This window comes from Streptomyces sp. NPDC057137, assembly GCF_042670825.1.
Classification (GTDB): Bacteria; Actinomycetota; Actinomycetes; order Streptomycetales; family Streptomycetaceae; genus Streptomyces.
Genome location: NZ_JBHUUW010000046.1, coordinates 1 through 21,761 on the forward strand (window position 1 = coordinate 1; position 21,761 = coordinate 21,761).

The following is a 21,761-nucleotide window of genomic DNA, read 5'->3' on the forward strand; positions in this document are numbered from 1 at the left end:
GGGGCCGCGGGTGCGTACCCGCGGCCCCTCCGGCGAACGACGACACGCGCCTCAGTCGTTGTCGACGTCGAACGGGTCGGCCACCGGCCGGCCCGTCAAGTGCTTGCCCAGCGCGAGGAAGCTGCGCGAGAGGTGCCACTCCGTGGCCTTCGCCAGCGCGTCACCGTCGCCGAGCCGGGCCGCCGCCAGCATGGAGCGGTGTTCGTTGGAGGTCTCGTCGGCCCGGTCGTGGAGCACCTGGAGCACGTCCCAGGGGAACTTCTGCCAGAGCTGGTCGATCTCCGCGGCCAGCCCCTCGTTGCCGCACTTGGCGTAGAAGAGGAAGTGGAACTGGTAGTTGGCCGCGTTCAGCCGCGCCCGGTCCCCCTCCTCCGCCGCCTGCTCCATGTCCGTGACCAGCCGCTCGGCGAGGTCGATGTCCAGCGGGGAGAGCCGCCGGGCGGCCCGCTGCATCGCGTACGGCTCCACGAGACGCCGCAGCAGGTAGACGGTCTTGACCTGCTCGTAGTCCGCGTCCGCGACCCGGACGCCCTTGTGCGGCTCCCCGACCAGCACCCCCTCGGCCTCCAGCAGCCGCAGCGCCTCGCGGACCGGGGTGATGCTCGTGTCGAACATCGCGGCGAGCACGTCCTGTTGGATACGGCTGCCCCGGGGCAGCTCGCCCTCGCTGATCATCCGCCGCAGCTCGGTGGCGATGCGGTCCCGCTTGGTGGGTGCCTTCGCCGGTTTCGGCACGGCTTTGGCGACGCGCTTGGGTACGACGCCGTCAGTCGTGGCGGTCTTGGTTCGTCGGGACTGCGGCGGCATGTCGTGGTCCTTCTGTCGTGGGCGCTCGGGGAGCGGTGCTCGGGGAGCGGTGGGGGTGCGGGCGGGGTGCGGGGCGGCGGGCTCGACGAGTGTCCCATCGAACGGAACAGGCCGGTGTGGCGCGGCGAACGGACGACGGACGTCAGTCGGCGGGCGCCGTGCGGATCCCGTCGTGGAAGGCGGCGAGCGCGGCGGCGAAGGCCGCCGGCTCGTCCAGGTAGGCGACATGACCCGCGCCGGGCACGACGGCGCTGATGCCGCCGAGCCGGCCGGCGAGCGATTCGGCCGCGGTGGCGGCGACCCGGTGGTCCCGCGCGCCGCGCAGCACCTGACAGGGCAGCCCGAGCGGAGTGGCCGGGGCGTGCGTGGCCCAGCCGAGCGTGGCGCGCAGTGAGTCGAGCAGGACCTCGGGCCGGGTGCCGGCCATCGCGCGGCGCAGCAGGTCACGGTGGCCGGGGTCGGCGGAAAGGAGTGTGCTGTCGACGTAGTTACGGGCGAAGAGGTCCACGCCGTCGCGCTCCAGCGCGGCCCGGGTGTCCGCCGGGCGGCGGGCCGCCTCGGCGCCGTCGGCCGGGGGGAACCCGACCAGCGTCAGCGCACGCACCCGGTCCGGGTGCCGCTGCGCCAGGGCGAGCGCGACGAGCGCGCCGAGCCCGGACCCCACGATGTCCAGGGGCGCTCCTTCGTAGGCGGACACGGCCGCGCCCACCGCCCCGTCCACGGTGAACGGCTCGGCGGCGCGGGCCCCGTGGCCCGGCAGGTCGAGCGCCTTCAAGTGCCGCCCGCCCACGCCGAGATGACCCAGCGCGGGCCCCCAGGTCGCGGCGTCGCCGCCCCAGGTGTGCAGCAGGAGAAGAGGGTTCGCCCTCGTCGTCATAGGCACCTCATACCAAGATGATGCATTTTCCAGTTTCTGAAGTATAGCTATTGCGTGTCAGGCATCTTAGACCCAGAATCCCCACTATGACCACGATCAAATCGGTGCGCCAAGCCGTACCGGCCGGCGACGGCGACGGCACCGGAGCGAGTACCGGAGCGAATGCCGGTGCCGGTGCCACCGTGCTGCTGGACGGGCTGACCATGCGATTCGGTGAGCGCACGGTCTCCAAAGACATCAACCTGACCATCGGCGCCGGCGAGGTGCTCTCCATCGTCGGACCGTCCGGCTGCGGCAAGACCACCCTGCTGAGAGCGGTGGCCGGCCTCATCCCGCCGGCCGAGGGCGCGGTCCGTATCGACGACCGCGTCGTGGACGGCACCCCGGACGGCGTGGCCATGGTCTTCCAGCACTTCGGCCTCTTCCCCTGGAAGACGGTCGAGTCGAACGTCGCCTACGCGCTACGCGTGCGGGGGACAGGAAAGAAGGAAGCGCTCGACCGGGCCCGGGAGCTGATCACCCTCGTCGGGCTCGACGGCTTCGAGAAGTCGTACCCGCACCAGCTGTCGGGCGGCATGCAGCAGCGCACCGGCCTGGCCAGGGCACTGGCCGTACGCCCCCGGCTGCTCCTCATGGACGAGCCCTTCGGCGCGCTGGACGCCCAGACACGCGAAGTGCTCCAGTTCGAACTGCTGCGTATCTGGCAGGACCACCCCGTGACGATGCTGTTCGTCACCCACTCGATCGACGAGGCCGTCCTCTTCGGGAACCGGATCGCCGTACTGGGCGGCCGGCCCAGCGGCGTCGCCGAGCTGATCGACGTGAAGCTTCCACAGGACGGGGAGCGGGACCGTTCCGTACTGGCGACGCCGGAGTTCCTGGCGATCCGCGAGCGCGTCTGGTCCCTGATCATGAACGCCGAATCGGGCCGCTAGCCACACCGCCCGCCCCGCCCGCCCACCCCCACGCACCCGCCCCCTCATCTCGCTCGCCCCCACGCACCCGCCCCCTCATCTCGCTCGCCCCCACGCACCCGCCCCCTCATCTCGCTCGCCCCCACGCACCCGCCACACCCACCCTCAGCCAGCCCCGCCCGCCGTGCACCGTCGCGCGGAAGAAGAAGGAGCAACTCTCATGAAGATTCCGCGGCGCAGGTCCGCCCTGGTCGGTGCGGCCACCGTCCTCGCTCTCGTCGGCGTCCTCTCCGGCTGCGGCGACAGCGGCTCCGACACGGCGGCGGGTTCCGCCTCGGGCGGCGGCGGCAAGATGACGATCGGCGTGCCGGGCATCCCGCCCATCTTCCTCAACACCGTGATGTACGTCGGCGAGAAGCAGGGCTTCTTCAAGGACCGCGGCCTCGATGTGACCCTGCGCCCGCTCACCACCGGCGCCGACGTCGGCCGCGCGGTGCAGAGCGGCGAGATCCAGGGCGGCATCATCGGCACCCCGGGCGCCGTCGCCCTGCGGGCCACCGGCGGCTCGGTCGTCTCCGTGATGGGCTTCCCCAAGCCGACGTACCTCTTGGCCAGTACCGACCCGGGCGTCACGACCTGCGAGGCGGTCAAGGGCAAGACGGTCGCCGTGGACGCGGTCGGCGCCCCGAAGGCCCTCGCCCTGGCCGGCATGCTCAAGAGCTGCGGCCTCGGCCCCAAGGACGTCAGCACGATCAACGTGGGCGGTCCGCCGACGGTCGACGCGCTGGTGGCCGGGCAGGTCAAGGTCGCCGTACTGCACCCGGACGAACTCGCCACCGTACGGGAGAAGATCAAGCCCGGCACGAAGGCCGAGGAGATCATGACGCTGGCCGGCGTCGACCCGCTGGAGCACTACACGGTGCTCGTCGCGCCCAAGAGCGCGCTGGACGGCGCGGCCCGTGAGCAGTGGGTCGACATGGTCGCCGCCGTACGCGAGTCCGTCGCCTACATGAACGACCCGGCCAACCTCAAGGAGGTCGCGGCCGTGGCGGCGAGCGTCACCAAGGAGCCGGCGAGCGTCACCGAGGCGGCGCTGCCCACGTTCCTCTCGCTGGGTGTGTGGCCCAAGTCGGGCGACGGCCTGGACCGTAACGCCATCGAGCACACCATCGAAGGCGCCGTGGCCGCCGGCAACGTCCCCAAGCAGAAGGCGCCGACGTACGACGACATGGTCGACCCGTCCGTGTTCGCCGACGCGACGGGCAAGTGATGGGTACGCCCCCGGCCACCCATCGGGCCACCGACCGATCCACCTCCGCGCCACCGGGATCGGCGGGGGCACCGCCCGCCGCCACGTCCGCCGCCACATCCGCCGCACCGGCCGAGGAACCGGCCGAACCCGGGACCGCACCCCCGGCCGGCCCGGGGCTCAAGCGCCGCGTCGCCCGCCGGCTGATACCGCTCGGCATCTCGGCCGCCGGCCTGCTCGTCGGACTCGGCCTCTGGCAGTGGGCCGGACAGCGCGACCCCGTCCTGTTCGCCACCCCCGGCCGCTCGCTCTCCGCGCTGGCCACCATCACCGAGGACGGCACGCTGCCCAGCGCGCTGCTCTCGTCGGGCCGGCTGCTCGTCGTCGGACTCGCCCTCGCGATCGTCGCCGGGGTCGGCTTCGGCCTGCTGCTCTCCCGGGCCCGGCTGCTGCGCAGCAGCACCGACTGGCTGCTGTTCGCCCTCCAGTCCGTCCCGATCGTGGCCCTGGCCCCGCTGATCCTGTCGGCGTTCGGCTTCGGACTGCCGGCCAAGACGCTGGTGGTGTTCCTGACAGCGGTGTTCCCCATCGCCGTCAACACGGCGGAAGGAGCACACCGGGTGCCGGCCACCCTGCTCGAAGTCGCGCGCACGTTCCGCAGCAGCGAGTGGCGGATCTGGAAGGACGTCCTGCTGCCGCACACCGTGCCGTACGCCATGACCGGCGTACGGCAGGGCATCGCGATGGCCTTCGTCGGCACCCTCGCCGCCGAGTTCTTCCTCAACGCCAGTGGCGTGGGTGGGCTGTTGCTCGCCGCGAGCACCCGGTTCGACTCGGCCACCGTGCTCGGACTGACCCTGCTGGTGTCGGTCCTGGCGGTCGCCCTGATGGGCGTCGGCCGGGCCGTCGAGGGCTACTTCGCACGGTGGCGGGAGGTGAAGTCATGACCCCGGAAGCGCTGACCAAGACGCCCGCGTCCGCCGCCGCGCCCGCGCCCGTACGGCCCCCGAAACGGCCCCGGCGCACCGACCGGCCCGTCGGCCGACGCGCCGACGTACTCGGGAAACTGACCGTCGCCGCCCTCGTCCTGGCCGTCTGGGAAGTCTCCGTACGGCTGTGGCTGCCCGACTATCTGCCCACCCCCACCGGCGTCGCCGGGGCCGCCTGGCCGACCCTGACCTCGTCGGACTTCCGCACGGCGTTCGGCGAGACCCTGGGCGGCGTGCTGCTCGGTCTGCTCATCGGCTGCGTCGCGGGTACCGGACTCGGTCTCGCCGTCGGACGGGTGCCGTGGCTGCGCCACCTCACCTCGCCGTACGTCAGCGGCCTCTACGCCATGCCGATGCTCGCGATCGTCCCGATGGCGACGATCTGGCTGGGCTACTCCAGCCAGACCCGGCTGGCCGTCATCGCCCTCTCGGCGTTCCTGCCCTGCGTGGTCAGCACGGGCGACGGCGCCCGGAACGTACCGGTCCAACTCTCCGAACTCGCCCAGATGCTGCGGCTGTCCCGCCCCCGGGTGGTGGTCGACGTACTGCTGCCGGCCACCCTCCCGTTCGTCGTCGCCGGCGTTCAGGTCGCCGTCGGCCGGGCGCTGGTCGGCGCGGTGGCGGTGGAGTTCCTCGCCAGCCTGCCGGGTCTCGGCACGTTCATCCTCACCAACGCCCGCTCGTTCGACCAGGACGCCGCGTTCGTCGCCGTCCTCGTGCTGGCCGTGCTCGGCATCGCCGCGCGCACCGGGACCGAGGCGGCGCTGCGCCGGCTCGCGCCCTGGCATCTGCACGTCAACCGCTGACCGGCCGACAGGCCCGCAGCCCCCAGAACAGCAAGGAGCGAGAAATGCCCGACGACGCCGACGCACGGCGGCCGTTCCGGACCGAGATCGTCCGCAGCATGCGGGTCGAATGGGACGTGCCCGTCGAGATGGACGACGGGATCGTCCTGCGGGCGGACGTGTTCCGCCCGGTGACCGAAGGACCCGTACCGGTGATCATGACGTACGGCCCGTACGCGAAGGGCCTGCCCTTCGAGCGCGGCTACCCCAGCGCGTGGGAGGCCATGGCGCGGGACCACCCCGACACCGTGGCCGGCACCTCGAACACGTACCAGAACTGGGAAGTCGTCGACCCGGAGAAGTGGGTGCCGGACGGCTACGCGTGCGTGCGCGTCGACTCGCGGGGAACCGGCCGCTCACTGGGGCGCGTCGACCCGTTCTCGCCGCGCGAGACCCGGGACTTCCACGACTGCGTGGAATGGGCGGGCACCCGCGACTGGAGCAACGGACGCGTCGGCCTCAACGGCATCTCCTACTACGCGATGAACCAGTGGCAGGTCGCCTCCCTGCGGCCCCCGCACCTGGCCGCCATCTGCCCGTGGGAAGGCGCGTCGGACTTCTACCGCGACGGCTCCTACCAAGGAGGCATCCGCTCCACCTTCTGGGACCACTGGTACGACATGCAGGTCAAGACCGTGCAGTACGGCGTCGGCGAGACCGGCGGCCGCAACCCCAGCACCGGGCAGCTCATCTGCGGCGACGACCTCCTCGACGCGGCCGAACTGGCCAAGAACCGCACCGACCTGGGCGCCGACATCGCCGCGCACCCCTTCCACGACGCGTACCACCGGGACCGGTCGGCCGACTGGGACGCCATCGACGTGCCGGTCCTGAGCTGTGGCAACTGGGGCGGCCAGGGCCTGCATCTGCGCGGCAACGTGGAGGGCTTCGTACGGGCCGCGTCCGACGCCAAGTGGCTGGAGATGCACGGTCACGCGCACTGGCCGCTGTTCTACACCGACTACGGCGTCGACCTCCAGAAGCGCTTCTTCGACCGCTATCTCAAGGACGAGCCCAACGGCTGGGAGGACCGTCCGGCGGTGCAGCTGCAGATCCGGCACGTCGACGCGACCTTCACGGAGCGCGGCGAGGACGCCTGGCCGCTGCCGTCCACGCGGTGGACGAAACTCCATCTGGACGCCGCCGGTTCGTCCCTCGCCGCCGGGGCACCGGCCGGCGGGGCGTCGGCGGAGTTCGCCGCGCTCGGCGACGGCCTGGAGTTCAGCACCCCGCCGCTCACCGAGGAGACCGAGATCACCGGCCCGCTGGCGGCCAAGCTGTACGTCTCCACCAGCACCACCGACGCCGACCTGTTCCTCGTCGTACGGGTCTACTCACCCACCGGCGACGAGGTCGTCTTCCAGGGCGCGCTCGACCCGCACACCCCCGTCGCCCAGGGCTGGCTCCGGGCCTCGCGCCGCCGCCTCGACCCCGAACTGTCCACCGCCCACCGCCCCTACCACCTGCACGACCGCGCCGAGCCGCTGGTGCCGGGGGAGGTGCACGAACTCGACATCGAGATCCTGCCGACCTGTCTGGTCGTCCCGGCCGGCTACCGGATCGCGCTCCAGGTACGGGGCAAGGACTACGTCTACCCCGGCCCCAGCGCCCGGCTGTCCAACCTGAAGAACGACCTCACCGGCTGCGGTCCGTTCCTGCACAACGACGACCACGACCGGGCGGCGGGCACGTACGACGGCCGGACGACGGTCCACACGGGCGGCGACCACGCGTCGTACCTGCTGCTGCCGGTGATTCCGGCCACACCTTAGGGACCCGCGGGCTCCACGCGCTCCACGCGCACCGCGCACACCTTGAACTCCGGCATCCGGGACACCGGGTCGAGCGCCGGGTTCGTCAGGTTGTTCGCCCGGCCCTCGCCCGGCCAGTGGAACGGCATGAAGACCGTGTCCGCGCGGATCGCGGTCGTGATCCGCGCCGGCGCGACCGCCCGGCCACGCCGTGACACCACGGCGAGCCGGTCGCCCTCGGCCACCCCGAGCCGGTCCGCGAGCCGTGGGTGCAACTCCACGAAGGGGCCCGGCGCGGCGGCGTTCAGTTCGGCCACGCGCCGGGTCTGCGCACCCGACTGGTACTGCGCGACGACCCGCCCCGTCGTGAGCAGTACCGGATACTCCGCGTCCGTCTCCTCGGCGGCCGGGCGGTGGACCACGGGTACGAAGCGGGCCCGCCCGTCGTCCGTCGCGAACCGGTCGAGGAAGAGGCGCGGCGTGCCGGGGTGGCTCTCCTCGGGGCACGGCCAGAACACCCCGTCCTCCGCCGCGATCCGCCGGTAGGTGATCCCCGAGTAGTCGGCCGGACCGCCCGCCGACGCCCGGCGCAGCTCCTCGAAGACCTCCTCCGGGTCCGCGGGGAACCCCTTCTCGTGACCGAGCAGCCCCGCGAGCCCGTGCAGCACCTGAAGATCGCTCCGTACGCCCGCGGGCGGGGTGATCGCCCGGCGCCGCAGCAGGACCCGCCCCTCCAGACTCGTCGTCGTCCCCGTCTCCTCCGCCCACTGCGCCACCGGCAGCACGACGTCGGCGAGCGCCGCCGTCTCCGAGAGCACCACGTCCGCCACGGCCAGGAAGTCCAGCGAACGCAGCCGCCCCTCGATGTGCGCGGCGCGCGGCGCCGAGACGACCGGGTTCGAACCCATCAGCAGCAGCGCCTTCACATCACCACCGAGCGCGTCGAGCAGTTCGTACGCGCTGCGCCCCGGCCCCGGCAACGATTCGGCGGCCACCCCCCACACCCGCGCCACATGCTCCCGCGCGGCCGGGTCGGTCAGCTTCCGGTAGCCGGGCAACTGGTCGGCCTTCTGGCCGTGTTCGCGCCCGCCCTGGCCGTTGCCCTGACCGGTGAGACAGCCGTAGCCGGACAGCGGCCGGCCCGCGCGGCCCGTCGCGAGACAGAGGTTGATCCAGGCGCCCACGGTGTCGGTGCCCTTGGAGTGCTGCTCCGGCCCGCGCGCCGTGAGCACCATGCCCGTCGGCGCGTCGCAGAACAGCCGCACCGCCTCACGGAGTTGGGGCACCGGGACCCCCGTGATCCGTTCGACGTGCTCCGGCCAGTGCGCCATCACCGCCGCCCTGGCCGCCGGCCAGCCCGTCGTACGCTCCCGTACGAACTCCTCGTCCGTCCGGCCCCCCGCCACCACCAGGTGCGCCAGGCCCAGTGCCAGGGCCAGATCCGTGCCGGGCCGGGGCGCCAGATGGAGGTCCGCCTGCTCGGCGGTCCTGGTCCTGCGCGGGTCGACGACGATCAACGTGCCGCCGTTCTCGCGCAGTTCGGTCAGATAGCGCAGGGCGGGCGGCATGGTCTCGGCGAGATTCGAACCGACGAGGATCACGCACCCCGTACGCGGGATGTCGTCGAGCGGGAACGGCAGCCCCCGGTCCAGCCCGAACGCCCGCTGATGCGCGGCGGCGGCCGACGACATGCAGAAGCGCCCGTTGTAGTCGATCTGCGAGGTCCCGAGCACGACGCGGGCGAACTTGCCGAGCGCGTACGCCTTCTCGTTGGTCAGCCCGCCCCCGCCGAAGACGCCCACCGCGTCCGGCCCGTGACCCGCCCGCGTCCGCGCGAGCCCGTCGGCGACGGCGCCCAACGCCTCGTCCCAGGTGGCGGGTTCGAGCGGGCCGCCCGGGGACCGCCGGAGGAGCGGTTCGGTGAGCCGCACCCGCGAGGACAGCACGGCCGGCGTCGTACGCCCCTTGCCGCACAGCGCGCCGCGGTTGACGGGGAAGTCGACGCGCTCGACGACCTCGACACCGGCGCCGTCCGGCGCCCGCCGCAGACCCATCCCGCACTGCAACGCGCAGTAGGGGCAGTGGGTCGGGACGGCGTCGGTCACGGCTCCATCGGTCGTCATGGCCAAAGCGTGCGTTCACGGTGTTACGCCCCCGCCCGTACGCGGTTACGCCCCCGACACGCGCACCTCCCGCACGACGCCCCGCCGCTGTGAGGACGCTCTCACCCGGCCAGCGCCTCGCGCACACCCGTCTCGACCGGGCCGAGGAAGTGCGGATCGGGCCGCGTCACCGCGTCGAGCGCCGCCTTCCCCGCCGCCGCCAGCTCCCGGACCCCGCCGTAGTACCAGGTGACGTCACGCCGCTCGGCGACCCCGACACCGTACGAATCGACACCCGCCGCCCGGCAGAGCGCGACCGCGCGCCGCACATGGAAGTCCTGCGTCACCAGCACCGCCCGCTCGACGCCGAAGATCTTCTTCGCCCGGACGCAGCTGTCCCACGTGTCGAAGCCCGCGAAGTCGCTGACGATCCGGTCGTCCGGCACCCCACGCGCCGTCAGATACGTCCGCATGGCGTCCGGCTCGTCGTACTCCTCCCGGCTGTTGTCCCCGGTGACGAGCACGACCCTCACCTTTCCGCCCTCGTACAACTCGGCGGCGGCGTCGAGACGGTGCGCCAGATACGGCGTCGGCGCGCCCTCGCGCAGACCGGCCCCGAAGACGACCGCGACGTCCCGCGCCGGTACGTCGGCGACCGTACGGACATGGGCGTCGGCCGTCGTGTACAGCCATGTCGCGGGCACGAGCGCCAGCGCGCACCCGAGCATGACGGCCTGCACCCCACGCCGCTGCCCCCGCCGCGTCCTCGGCAGCCGCACCGCCTTCCGCAGCCGTACCGCTCGCAGCCGAACGGCGGGCAGCACCTTCCGCAGCCGTGCCGTCGTCGGCGTCGTCGGCGTCTTCGGCATGAACATGAGCCCCCATCATCCGTACGTACGGAGTACGTACTCGGTACGACGATCGGCACCGCCGAAGAGTTCGCCGCGCGCCCCTCCCGTCTGTGAGCACCCCGAAAACCCCCACGACACACCCGGCAACCACCCGGCAACGTCCGCCCCACAGGATCGCCCCATGGATGAGCCGCCCAGCCCTGCGCCCGCCTTCGCGCCCGCCTTCGCACCCACCCTCGTCGTCGTCGCCCACGGCAGCCGAGACCCCCGTGCCCTGCGCACCGTCAGGGCCCTGCTGCGACGCGTCGAGCGGCAGCGGCCCGGCCTCACCGTCCGGCTCGGGCACATCGAGATCGAGCAGCCGTCCCTCACCGACACGCTCGCCTCCTTGGGAGGCGGCCGGGCCGTACTCGTACCGCTGCTGCTCGGACCCGGCCACCACGTCAGCTACGACCTGCCGCGCGCTGCCGCCGCCGCACCCCGGCTGCGCACCACGATCGCCGCGCCGCTCGGCCCGCACCCACTGCTGGCCCAGACGCTGCACGCGCGCCTCGTGGAGGCCGGCTGGCGCGACGAACCGCACCGCGTGAACGACACCGGCGTCGTACTCGCCGCCGCCGGATCACGCGACCCCCGGTCGGCCGCCGCCACCCGCCGTACCGCCGCGCTGCTGAGCGCGCGGCTCGGCGGGGTGCCCGTCGTCCCCGCCTACGCGTCGGCCGCCGCGCCCACCGTCCCCGACGCCGTACGGGACCTGGCCGCACGCGGGCGGAGCCGTATCGCGCTCGCGTCGTACTTCACCGCGCCAGGCCACTTCGCCACCCGCTCCGCCGCCCACGCCCCCTGGATCGCCGCCGCCCCGCTCGGCGACCACCCGGACCTGGCGCACCTCCTCCTGCACCGGTACGACGAGTGCCGGGAGGAGGCGCGGACACGCCCGGACCCGGACCCGGTTACCTTCGACGCATGGAAGGCATCACCGCACCTCACGACGACAGCGCCTACGACGAGGCGGACACCGCACGTTTCTCGGCCGAGCCCGACAAGCGCCCCGGCCGCACCGCCTTCCAGCGCGACCGCGCCCGCGTCCTGCACTCCTCAGCCCTGCGCCGTCTCGCCGGCAAGACCCAGGTGGTGACCCCCGGCTCGCAGAGCCGGGAGTGGGACGCCAGCCCGCGCACCCGGCTGACGCACTCCCTGGAGTGCGCCCAGGTGGGCCGCGAACTCGGCGCCGCGCTCGGCTGCGACCCGGACCTCGTGGAGACGGCGTGCCTCTCGCACGACATGGGCCATCCGCCGTTCGGCCACAACGGCGAACAGGTGCTGAACGACTTCGCGAAGGACTGCGGCGGCTTCGAGGGCAACGCCCAGTCGCTGCGGCTGCTCACCCGCATCGAGCCGAAGCGTTTCGTCCGCGCCGACTCGGTGTCCCCGGCGATCACCGCGCCCCAGGCCGAGGCGGCCGTCGAGGCCGGCGCGGAGACCGGCGGCGGCGCCCGCCTCGTCAGCGTCGGCCTCAACCTCACCCGCGCCGTCCTCGACGCCGCGACGAAGTACCCCTGGCCGCAGGGCGCCCACCCCACCGACCCCGGCTCGGTGAAGTTCGGCGTGTACGAGGACGACCTGCCGGTCTTCGAATGGGCCAGGCGCGGCGCCCCGCCCAACCGCACCTGCTTCGAGGCGCAGGTCATGGACTGGGCCGACGACGTCGCGTACTCGGTCCACGACTTCGAGGACGGCCTGCACGCCGGCCACGTCGACCCGAAGACGCTTCTCTCCGGGCCCGAACGGGACGAGATCTGGGCGGTCGCGATCGGCCGCTACGTACCGCACGACACCGACCCGCACCAACTGGCCGCCGCGCTCGACCGACTCATGGCCGAGGAGTGGTGGCCGCACGGCTACGACGGGACGGCCGTCGCCCAGGCCAGGCTCAAGGACGCCACCAGCCAGCTCATCGGCCGGTTCTGTCTCGCCGCCGAGGGCGCGACCCGGGTGGAGTACGGCACCGGCCGGCTCACCCGGTACGGCGCCTCGCTGGTCGTCCCGCGCGAGGCGCGCGACGAGTGCGCCGTACTGAAAGCCGTCGCCCACCGCTATGTGATGCAGCGCGCCGACCAGGAATCCCTCCGCGCGGACCAGCGCATCGTGCTCGCCGAACTCGCCTGGACGCTCACGGCCCGCGCCCCCGACGGGCTGGATCCACAGTTCCGCGCGCTGTTCGAGACGGCGTCCGACGACCGCGCCCGCAAGCGCGTGATCGTCGACCAGATCGCCTCTCTCACCGACGCCGCGGCGCGCTCCCTCCACACGGCACTCACGGGACGCACCTGACCGCCGTGGTCCGCGACAAGAGCGGCCCGCACCCCGCACCCGTCATATTCAGCCAACGGCCGAAGCGGGCCGAGCCGCCCCGCCATGGGGTGACGCGTGTAGCAAGGTAGCCACATCAAGCCGGAACCATGCCCGTGGAGCCTCCCCTCTTTCGCCATCACGCTCCGTGCGGGACGCTCACAGATGGCGGCAGCGTAACGAGGAGGCATCAAGTGGTCGACGCACATCGGACATTCGTCATCGTCGGTGGTGGGCTCGCCGGGGCGAAGGCCGCGGAAACCCTCCGTTCCGACGGATTCACCGGCCGAGTGATCGTCATCGGGGACGAGGGAGACCACCCCTACGAACGCCCCCCGCTGTCCAAGGGCTTTCTGACCGGCAAGGAGGAGCGCGACAGCGTCTTCGTCCACGAACCCGCCTGGTACGCCCAGCACCAGGTGGAGCTGCACCTCGGCCAGACGGTCACCGAGGTCGACCGCGAATCGCGCTGCGTCCACCTCGGCGACGGCACCTCCGTGCGCTACGACAAGCTGCTCCTCACCACCGGCTCCGAACCGCGCCGCCTCGACATCCCCGGCACCGACCTCGCGGGCGTCCACCATCTGCGCAGGCTCGCCCACGCCGACCGGCTGCGCCATGTCCTGAGCGCCCTCGGCCGCGACAACGGCCATCTGGTCATCGCCGGCGGCGGCTGGATCGGCCTGGAGGTCGCCGCGGCCGCCCGTGGGTACGGCGCCGAGGTCACCGTCGTCGAGCCGCACCCGACGCCGCTCCACCAGGTCATCGGCCCGGAGCTGGGCCAGCTCTTCACCGAACTGCACAGCGAGCACGGCGTACGGTTCCACTTCGGCGCCCGGCTCACCGAGATCGTCGGCCAGGACGGTATGGTCCTCTCCGTCCGTACGGACGACGGCGAGGAGCACATGGCGCACGACGTGCTCGCCGCGATCGGCGCCGCGCCCCGTACGGGTCTCGCCGAGGCCGCCGGTCTCGACCTCGTGGGCCGCGAGGACGGCGGCGGCATCGCCGTCGACCTGGGCCTGCGCACCTCCGACCCGGACATCTACGCGGCGGGCGACGTGGCCTCCGTCCCGTTCTCGCTGCCCGGCACCGACCTGCCGGCGGACAGGCTCCGCGTCGAGCACTGGGCCAACGCGCTCAACGGCGGCCCGGCCGCCGCCCGCTCGATGCTCGGCCAGGACGTGACGTACGACCGGCTGCCGTACTTCTTCTCCGACCAGTACGACCTGGGCCTGGAGTACTCGGGCTGGGCGCCGCCCGGCAGTTACGACCAGGTCGTGGTGCGCGGCGACGCCGGAAAGCGGGAGTTCATCGCCTACTGGCTCAAGGACCGCCGGGTGCTCGCGGGGATGAACGTCAACGTGTGGGACGTCACCGGCGACATCCAGCGGCTCATCCGCTCCGGTGCCCAGCAGGACCTCGACGCCCTCGCCGACCCGACGGTGCCGCTGGACACGCTCGGCCACTGAGCGGTCCGGGGGACCGGGCGTAACGGACTGTCGGTGCGGGCCCGTAGAATTCTGGCGTGGCAGGCAGGATCAACGACGACGACGTGAAGGTGGTTCGGGACGCGGTCCCGATCGACACCGTCGTGTCCGAGTACCTGCAACTGCGCCCCGCCGGCGGCGGCAACATGAAGGGCCTGTGCCCCTTCCACGACGAGAAGTCCCCGTCCTTCCAGGTCAGTCCGAGCAAGGGTCTCTTCCACTGCTTCGGCTGCCAGGAGGGTGGGGACACCATCGCCTTCGTGATGAAGATCGACCATCTCTCCTTCTCCGAGACGGTCGAGCGCCTCGCCGCCAAGGCGGGCATCACCCTGCGGTACGAGGAGGGCGGGTACAACCCCACCCACCAGCGCGGCGAGCGCATCCGGCTGGTCGAGGCGCACAAGGCGGCGGCCGATTTCTATGTGGAGCAGCTCGGTGGCGAAGAGGCCGAGATCGGCCGGAAGTTCCTGGCCGAGCGGGGCTTCGACCAGTCGGCGGCCGAGCACTTCGGGGTCGGCTACAGCCCGGCGGGCTGGGACCATCTGACCCGATTCCTGCGCGGAAAGGGCTTCAGCGACAAGGAACTGCTGCTCGCCGGGCTCTCCCAGGACGGCCGCCGGGGCCCGATCGACCGGTTCCGGGGCCGGCTGATGTGGCCGATCCGCGACATCTCGGGCGAAGTCGTCGGCTTCGGTGCGCGCAAGCTGCGCGACGACGACAACGGGCCGAAGTATCTGAACACCCCCGACACCGCGATCTACAAGAAGTCGCAGGTGCTGTACGGGGTGGACCTGGCCAAGAAGGACATCGCGAAGGCCAGCCGGGCGGTGGTGGTCGAGGGGTACACGGACGTGATGGCGTGCCATCTGGCGGGCATCACCACCGCGATCGCCACCTGCGGCACGGCCTTCGGCACCGACCACATCAAGATCCTGCGCCGGCTGCTGATGGACAACGGCAGCGCACGGGTGATCTTCACCTTCGACGGTGACGCGGCGGGCCAGAAGGCCGCGCTGCGCGCCTTCGAGGATGACCAGAAGTTCGCCGCCGAGACATACATCGCGATCGCGCCCGACGGCATGGACCCGTGCGAACTGCGCCTCAGCAAGGGCGACGCGGCGGTCCAGGACCTGGTGGAACCGCGCACGCCGCTCTTCGAGTTCGCGATCCGCCAGATCGTGTCCCGGTACGACCTGGAGACCCCGGCCGGCCGCGCGTCCGCGCTGGACGAGGCCGGTCCCATCGTGGCCCGCATCAAGAACGGCGCGTCGCAGCACGAGGTCGCCGTCCAGCTCGCCGGCATCCTCGGCATCCTGGACACCCAGTTCGTGGTCAAACGCGTCGCGCAGATGGCGCGTTGGGCGCGCGACCGGGGCGGCCGCGGACCGGCGGGTCCGGCGTCGGAGCGCGGCGGCCAGGCGGGCCGCCCGTCGTCCTCGTACGACTCCGGCCGGTCCCCGGCCCTCTCCGGCCCCGCGCTCAACCTCCGCAGCCCCGCCCACCGCACCGAGCGCGAGCTGCTGAAGCTCGCCCTCCAGCGCCCGGAGCTGGTCTCCCCGGCCTTCGACGCCTACGGCGTGGACGAGTTCACCGCCCCGCCGTACGCGGCGGTCCGCCGGGCCGTCGAGGACGCGGGCGGCGCCGAGCAGGGCATCGCCTCGGCGCCCGAGTATCTGGCGGGGGTCCGCGAGGCCGCGCCGAACGACGCGGTGCGCGCGCTCGTCACGGAGCTGGCGGTGGAGGTGTTCCACGGTAAGACGATCGACGAGGCGTACGCGGGGGAGCAGTTGGTCCGGGTCCGGCTGCGCGCCGTCGACATCCGCATCCACGACGTGACGGGCACGCTGGCCCGCCTGGGCACGGGCGCGGACGCGGAGCGCCACCAGGCCGTGCAGAATGAGCTGTGGGTGCTCCAGCAGTACCGCCAGTCGCTGCGCAACAGCGGCGCGGCAGCGCTCTAGGGTCTGTCCGGCGGATCTTCGCGGCCCGCGACGCCTGGACGGCGCCCCCCCGGAGTCGGCCATGTACGGCCCGGCCGTCCACCACGCCGGTCCTCCGCCTTGCGATGCACCGCACCAACGAGACATGAGCCGCTCCGCGGTGCCCGTAGGCCCCGCCCTGCGGGCGGACGGCGCCACTTGCGGACACGCCTTGGGGCTTGTCCGGCGGATCTTCGCGAGCCCGCGACGCCCGGACGGCACCTCCCCCCGGAGTCGGCCGCGTACGGCCGGGCCGTCCACCACGCCGGTCCTCCGCCCTGCGACGCACCGCACCGGACGGCCGCGCAGTCCGTCCGGCGATCGAGAAGCGAACCGCCCACCGTGCGGGCCCGGCGCCGATACCTCCGCAGCCACTCCATCCCCACCCGCCCCAACTCCCGCCGTTCTAAACATCCTTAGGTAACCGGCCGGTTACGCACGGGACTCAGAAAGTCCCCGCACACCTCTCGTGGCGGCCCTGTGCCGTACGCCACACTGGGCAGCGGTGCCTGTGTTCTCGGAGCGCGGCCGGTCCACCCACCGTGGACCTCTGACCCCCGCGGATCCGCTCATCGTGTACGGGACTGACGGCGGCCCGGCCGCCCACGTCCCGCTGCCGCACGCCCCCGATCCGGCAGCGATCACCCTGGAGGCCGCCCCCGTGCAGACCCAGACCCTGACCGAGACCGAGCTGGCGTCGGCGGTTCCACCGCAGAGCCGCGCGGCGCACCACCCCGAGGCGACCCCCGAGCCGGCCCCGGAGACCGTCACCGAGGACCCGGTGGACATCCCCGAGATCCCCGAACGTGTCGGTCCGCGCGGCAAGGCCGACAACGGCGGGCCCTCGTCCGACCTCTTCCGGCAGTATCTGCGGGAGATCGGACGGATCAAACTGCTCACCGCCGTCGAGGAGGTGGACCTCGCGCGCCGCGTCGAGGCCGGACTCTTCGCCGAGGAGAAGCTCGGCTCCACACCCGACCTGGACTCGCAGCTCGCCCTCGACCTCGACCGGCTCGTCGTCCTCGGCCGGATGGCCAAGAGACGGCTGATCGAGGCGAATCTGCGGCTCGTCGTCTCCGTCGCCAAGCGCTACGTCGGCCGCGGACTGACGATGCTCGACCTCGTCCAGGAGGGAAACCTCGGCCTGATCCGGGCCGTGGAGAAGTTCGACTACGCGCGCGGCTACAAGTTCTCCACGTACGCGACGTGGTGGATACGCCAGGCCATGTCCCGCGCACTGGCCGACCAGGCCCGTACGATCCGGGTCCCCGTCCATGTGGTCGAGCTGATCAACCGCGTCGTCCGCGTCCAGCGCCGCATGCTCCAGGAGCGGGGCTACGAACCGACCCACGAAGAGGTCGCGGGACAGCTGGAGTTGACCGCCGAGCGGGTCGGCGAGGTCCTGCGGCTCGCCCAGGAACCCGTCTCGCTGCACGCGCCGGTGGGCGAGGAGGACGATGTCGCCTTCGGAGACCTGATCGAGGACGGCGACGCGGCCTCACCCGTCGAGTCGGCGGCGTTCCTGCTGCTCCGCGAGCATCTGGAGGCGGTCCTCTCCACCCTCGGCGAGCGCGAACGCAAGGTCGTGCAGCTCCGCTACGGCCTGGCGGACGGCCGCCCGCGCACGCTGGAGGAGATAGGGCGGATCTTCGGCGTGACACGCGAGCGGATCCGGCAGATCGAGTCCAAGACCCTGAGCAAACTCCGCGACCACGCGTTCGCCGACCAACTCCGCGGCTACCTGGACTGAGGACCGGACGGGACGGAACCGGACGGGCCGCACCCGCGACCCGTCCGGCACCGGCTCCGAAGCTCCGCCGAACAGGCCCTAGTCCACTTCCGCGACCGCCTGCGCGAACTGCGCCGCGTACAGCCGCGCGTACGCGCCCTTCGCCGCCAGCAGCCCCTCGTGCGTGCCCTGTTCGACGATCGCGCCGTTCTCCATCACCAGGATCACGTCCGCGTCCCTGATCGTGGACAGCCGGTGCGCGATCACGAAGCTCGTCCGCCCGTGCGCCAGTTGGGCCATCGCCTTCTGGATCAGCACCTCGGTACGGGTGTCCACCGAGCTGGTCGCCTCGTCCAGCACCAGGATCACCGGGTCCGACAGGAATGCCCGCGCGATCGTGATCAGCTGCTTCTCGCCCGCGCTGACGCCCGACCCCTCGTCGTCGATCACAGTCTCGTACCCGTCGGGCAGGGTCCGGATGAAACGGTCCGCGTGCGCCGCCCGTGCCGCCTCCTCGATCTCCTCCTGGGTGACCTCGCGCGACGCGCCGTACGCGATGTTCTCCGCGATCGTGCCGCCGAACAGCCAGGTGTCCTGGAGGACCATGCCTATTCGGGACCGCAGGTCCTCACGCGACATGGTGGCGATGTCGATGTCGTCCAGACTGATCCGCCCGGCCGTCACCTCGTAGAACCGCATCAGCAGATTGACCAGCGTCGTCTTGCCGGCGCCCGTCGGGCCGACGATCGCGACCGTCTGGCCGGGCTCGACCGACAGCGACAGGTCGTCGATGAGCGGCTTGTCCGGCTCGTAGCGGAACGCCACGTTGTCCAGCGCCACCCGTCCCCGCAGCTCGTGCGGGCGCTCGGCCGACGGCGCGTCCTTCTCCTGCTCGTCCGCGTCCAGCAGTTCGAAGATCCGCTCGGCGGACGCGACCCCGGACTGGACGAGGTTGGCCATCGACGCCACCTGCGTCAGCGGCATCGAGAACTGGCGGGAGTACTGGATGAACGCCTGCACATCGCCGATGGACAGCGTGCCCGACGCGACGCGCAGCCCGCCGACGACCGCCACCAGCACATAGTTGAGGTTGGAGATGAAGAACATCAGCGGCTGCATGATCCCGCTGTTGAACTGCGCCTTGAAGCCCGCCTCGTACAGCGCGTCGTTCTGCTCCTTGAACGCCCGCGCCGACTCGTCCTGCCGCCCGAAGACCTTCACCAGGGCGTGCCCCGTGTACATCTCCTCCACATGCGCGTTCAGCGTGCCCGTGGACTTCCACTGCTGCACGAAGTGCGGCTGCGAGCGCTTGCCGACCTTCGTCGCCACCAGTACCGACAGCGGCACGGTGATCAGCGCGACCAGCGCCAGCAGCGGCGAGATCCACAGCATCATCCCCAGGACGCCGACGATCGTCAGCAGGGAGTTGATGAGCTGGCCCATCGTCTGCTGGAGCGTCTGCGAGATGTTGTCGACGTCGTTCGTCGCCCGGCTCAGCACCTCACCACGCTGCTGACGGTCGAAGTACGACAGCGGCAGCCGCGACAGCTTGGCCTGTACGTCCTCACGCATCCGGTAGATGGTGAGATTGATGACCCGGATCGACAGCCGCGTCGAGACCAGCATCAGCAGCCCCGCCGCCACGTACACCGCCAGCGCCACCAGCAGCACCCGGCCGACCGCGTCGAAGTCGATGCCCTGCCCCGGCGTGAAGTCCACCCCGGAGAGCAGATCGGCGAGCCCGCCGTCGCCCTCCTCCCGCAGCCGCGAGACGGTGTCCTCCTTGCTGACACCCCCCGACGTCTGACGGCCGACGATGCCCGCGAAGATCAGGTCGGTCGCCGAGCCGAGTATCTTCGGGCCGACCACGGACGCGGCCACGCTCAGCACACCCGCGGCGAGCATCCACCACAGGGTGACCTTCTCGCGCGCCAGCTGCCGCAGCAGCCGCTTGCTCGACCCCTTGAAATCCATCGACCGCTGCGTAGGAGCACCCGCGCCGGCCGCCATCATGCGTCCACCAGGACCGCTCATCAGGCCGCCTCCGCCTCGGTCAGCTGGGAGAGCACGATCTCCCGGTATGTCTCGTTCTCGGCCATCAGCTCGTGATGACGCCCCTCACCGACCACCCGGCCCTCGTCCATGACGATGATCCGGTCGGCGTCGCGGATGGTCGCCACCCGCTGGGCGACGATCACCACCGTCGCCTCGGCGGTCTCGCGGGACAGCGCGGCGCGCAGTGCCGCGTCCGTCGCGTAGTCCAGCGCGGAGAACGAGTCGTCGAACAGATAGATCTCCGGCCGCTGCACCAGCGTGCGCGCTATCGCGAGGCGCTGGCGCTGCCCACCGGAGACGTTCGTGCCGCCCTGCGCGATGGGCGCGTTCAGCCCGCCCTCCAGGTCGGTGACGAACTCCTTGGCCTGCGCCACGTCCAGCGCGTGCCACAGGTCCTCGTCCGTCGCGTCCGGATTCCCGTACCGCAGATTCGTCGCCACCGTGCCCGAGAACAGATACGGCTTCTGCGGCACCAGACTGACCGTCTTGGCCAGCAGGACAGGATCGAGACCGCGTACGTCCTCGCCGTCCACCAGCACCTCACCGGCCGTCGCGTCGACCAGCCGGGGCACCAGCCCCAGCAGGGTCGACTTGCCGCTGCCGGTCGAGCCGATGACGGCGGTCGTCTCGCCCGGTCGCGCGGTCAGTGACACCGAGCGCAGCACCGGCTCCTCGGCCCCCGGGTAGCGGAACTCCGCGCCCCGCACCTCCAGATGACCGTGCCGGCGCAGCGTCCGCACCGGATCCTTCGGCGGCACGACGCTCGACCTGGTGTCCAGCACTTCCTCGATGCGCTCGGCACACACCTCGGCGCGCGGCACCATCATGAACATGAAGGTGGCCATCATCACGGCCATCACGATCTGCATCAGATACGCGAGGAACGCCGTCAGCGCGCCGATCTGCATCCCGCCGCTGTCGATGCGCTGCGCGCCGAACCAGACGACGGCGACCGACGACACGTTCACGACCGTCATCACGACCGGGAACATCAGCGCCATCAGCCGGCCGGTCGCCAACTGCATCTCGGTGAGACCGGTGTTGGCGCCCTTGAACCGCTCCTTCTCGTACTCGTCCCGGACGAAGGCCCGGATGACGCGGTTGCCGGTGATCTGCTCACGCAGCACCCGGTTCACCGTGTCGAGCCGCGTCTGCATGGTGCGGAACAGCGGGCGCATCCGCTTCACGATCAGACTCACGGAGATACCGAGGACCGGCACGACGGCGAGCAGCACCCCCGACAGCGGCACGTCCTGGCCGAGCGCCATCACGATGCCGCCGACACACATGATCGGGGCCGACACCATCAGCGTGAACGACATCAGCACCAGCATCTGGACCTGCTGGACGTCGTTGGTCGTACGCGTGATCAGCGACGGCGCCCCGAACTGGCCGACCTCGCGGGCGGAGAAGCTCTGCACCCGGTCGAAGATCGCGGCCCGCACGTCACGGCCGAGGGCCGACGCGGTGCGCGCACCGTAGTAGACCGCGCCTATCTGGCCGAAGACCTGGGCGACGCTGACGGCGATCATGAGACCGCCGAACTCCATGATGTAGCCCGTGTCCCCCTTCACGACACCGTTGTCGATGATGTCCGCGTTGAGGGTGGGCAGATAGAGGGTGGCGCAGGTCTGCAGCAGCTGGAGCGCCACCAGCAGGCCGATGGCTCTCTTGTAGGGGACCAGATGCGTTCTGAGTAGTCGTAGCAGCACGTGCTGTCTCTCGGGCTCGGCAAGATCGGGGGTCGGACCCATCCTGCGGCACTCCGGCC

15 protein-coding genes and 1 pseudogene are annotated in these 21,761 nt (G+C 71.7%); 10 read left to right on the forward strand and 6 right to left on the reverse strand.

What is annotated here, in order from left to right; all coding sequences use genetic code 11:
- Window positions 1-51 precede the first annotated feature (51 nt).
- Window positions 52-807: a GntR family transcriptional regulator gene (locus ACFT9I_RS28605; protein WP_382568915.1), complete on the reverse strand. Its 756-nt coding sequence runs from the start codon at window positions 805-807 to the stop codon at window positions 52-54.
- Window positions 808-949: 142 nt separating this feature from the next.
- Window positions 950-1,684 carry an alpha/beta fold hydrolase gene (locus ACFT9I_RS28610; protein WP_382568917.1) on the reverse strand — a complete coding sequence of 245 codons (735 nt, stop codon included), beginning with the start codon at window positions 1,682-1,684 and terminating at the stop codon, window positions 950-952.
- 86 nt (window positions 1,685-1,770) lie between these two features.
- Between ACFT9I_RS28610 and ACFT9I_RS28615 the strand changes: the two genes are divergently transcribed.
- The 5 genes from ACFT9I_RS28615 to ACFT9I_RS28635 all read left to right on the forward strand — a co-directional run bounded on the left by ACFT9I_RS28615 (window position 1,771) and on the right by ACFT9I_RS28635 (window position 7,453).
- Complete coding sequence (locus tag ACFT9I_RS28615) at window positions 1,771-2,619, forward strand: ABC transporter ATP-binding protein (RefSeq protein WP_382568919.1); 849 nt, start codon at window positions 1,771-1,773, stop codon at window positions 2,617-2,619.
- A gap of 199 nt (window positions 2,620-2,818) precedes the next feature.
- Window positions 2,819-3,868 carry an ABC transporter substrate-binding protein gene (locus ACFT9I_RS28620; RefSeq protein WP_382568921.1) on the forward strand — a complete coding sequence of 350 codons (1,050 nt, stop codon included), beginning with the start codon at window positions 2,819-2,821 and terminating at the stop codon, window positions 3,866-3,868.
- Window positions 3,868-4,794 carry an ABC transporter permease gene (locus tag ACFT9I_RS28625; RefSeq protein WP_382568923.1) on the forward strand — a complete coding sequence of 309 codons (927 nt, stop codon included), beginning with the start codon at window positions 3,868-3,870 and terminating at the stop codon, window positions 4,792-4,794. Before ACFT9I_RS28620 ends, ACFT9I_RS28625 begins: the two co-directional genes overlap by 1 nt.
- Window positions 4,791-5,642, forward strand: coding sequence for an ABC transporter permease (locus tag ACFT9I_RS28630; protein ID WP_382568925.1), 852 nt, complete (start codon window positions 4,791-4,793; stop codon window positions 5,640-5,642). The genes ACFT9I_RS28625 and ACFT9I_RS28630 overlap by 4 nt, the downstream gene beginning before the upstream one ends.
- Window positions 5,643-5,686: 44 nt before the next feature.
- Window positions 5,687-7,453, forward strand: coding sequence for a CocE/NonD family hydrolase (locus ACFT9I_RS28635; RefSeq protein ID WP_382568927.1), 1,767 nt, complete (start codon window positions 5,687-5,689; stop codon window positions 7,451-7,453).
- Here the strand turns inward: ACFT9I_RS28635 and ACFT9I_RS28640 are convergent.
- Together ACFT9I_RS28640 and ACFT9I_RS28645 are read right to left on the reverse strand one after the other, a co-directional pair.
- On the reverse strand, window positions 7,450-9,555 hold the full coding sequence (locus tag ACFT9I_RS28640; RefSeq protein WP_382568928.1) for a molybdopterin oxidoreductase family protein: 2,106 nt from the start codon (window positions 9,553-9,555) through the stop codon (window positions 7,450-7,452). The two genes, ACFT9I_RS28635 and ACFT9I_RS28640, sit on opposite strands and share 4 nt — an antisense overlap.
- A gap of 101 nt (window positions 9,556-9,656) precedes the next feature.
- Window positions 9,657-10,403 carry a vancomycin high temperature exclusion protein gene (locus ACFT9I_RS28645; RefSeq protein WP_382569002.1) on the reverse strand — a complete coding sequence of 249 codons (747 nt, stop codon included), beginning with the start codon at window positions 10,401-10,403 and terminating at the stop codon, window positions 9,657-9,659.
- A gap of 163 nt (window positions 10,404-10,566) precedes the next feature.
- Between ACFT9I_RS28645 and ACFT9I_RS28650 the strand changes: the two are divergent.
- The 5 genes and pseudogenes from ACFT9I_RS28650 to ACFT9I_RS28670 form a co-directional block, all read left to right on the forward strand.
- Window positions 10,567-11,322 (forward strand): annotated as a pseudogene (locus tag ACFT9I_RS28650) (sirohydrochlorin chelatase); the annotation flags it as partial.
- A gap of 29 nt (window positions 11,323-11,351) precedes the next feature.
- The gene (locus tag ACFT9I_RS28655; RefSeq protein WP_382568930.1) at window positions 11,352-12,719 is read left to right on the forward strand and encodes a deoxyguanosinetriphosphate triphosphohydrolase; all 1,368 of its coding nucleotides are present in this window, start codon (window positions 11,352-11,354) and stop codon (window positions 12,717-12,719) included.
- A gap of 212 nt (window positions 12,720-12,931) precedes the next feature.
- The gene (locus ACFT9I_RS28660; protein WP_382568932.1) at window positions 12,932-14,209 is read left to right on the forward strand and encodes an NAD(P)/FAD-dependent oxidoreductase; all 1,278 of its coding nucleotides are present in this window, start codon (window positions 12,932-12,934) and stop codon (window positions 14,207-14,209) included.
- Between the two features lie 56 nt (window positions 14,210-14,265).
- Window positions 14,266-16,188, forward strand: a complete 1,923-nt coding sequence (dnaG, locus tag ACFT9I_RS28665; protein WP_382568934.1) for a DNA primase — start codon at window positions 14,266-14,268, stop codon at window positions 16,186-16,188.
- Window positions 16,189-16,711: 523 nt separating this feature from the next.
- Window positions 16,712-17,956, forward strand: a complete 1,245-nt coding sequence (locus ACFT9I_RS28670; protein WP_382568936.1) for a sigma-70 family RNA polymerase sigma factor — start codon at window positions 16,712-16,714, stop codon at window positions 17,954-17,956.
- Between the two features lie 78 nt (window positions 17,957-18,034).
- Here the strand turns inward: ACFT9I_RS28670 and ACFT9I_RS28675 are convergent, their stop codons facing one another.
- Together ACFT9I_RS28675 and ACFT9I_RS28680 are read right to left on the reverse strand one after the other, a co-directional pair.
- Window positions 18,035-19,969 carry an ABC transporter ATP-binding protein gene (locus ACFT9I_RS28675; protein ID WP_382568938.1) on the reverse strand — a complete coding sequence of 645 codons (1,935 nt, stop codon included), beginning with the start codon at window positions 19,967-19,969 and terminating at the stop codon, window positions 18,035-18,037.
- Window positions 19,969-21,702 carry an ABC transporter ATP-binding protein gene (locus tag ACFT9I_RS28680; protein ID WP_382568939.1) on the reverse strand — a complete coding sequence of 578 codons (1,734 nt, stop codon included), beginning with the start codon at window positions 21,700-21,702 and terminating at the stop codon, window positions 19,969-19,971. Before ACFT9I_RS28680 ends, ACFT9I_RS28675 begins: the two co-directional genes overlap by 1 nt.
- Between the last annotated feature and the right edge of the window lie 59 nt (window positions 21,703-21,761).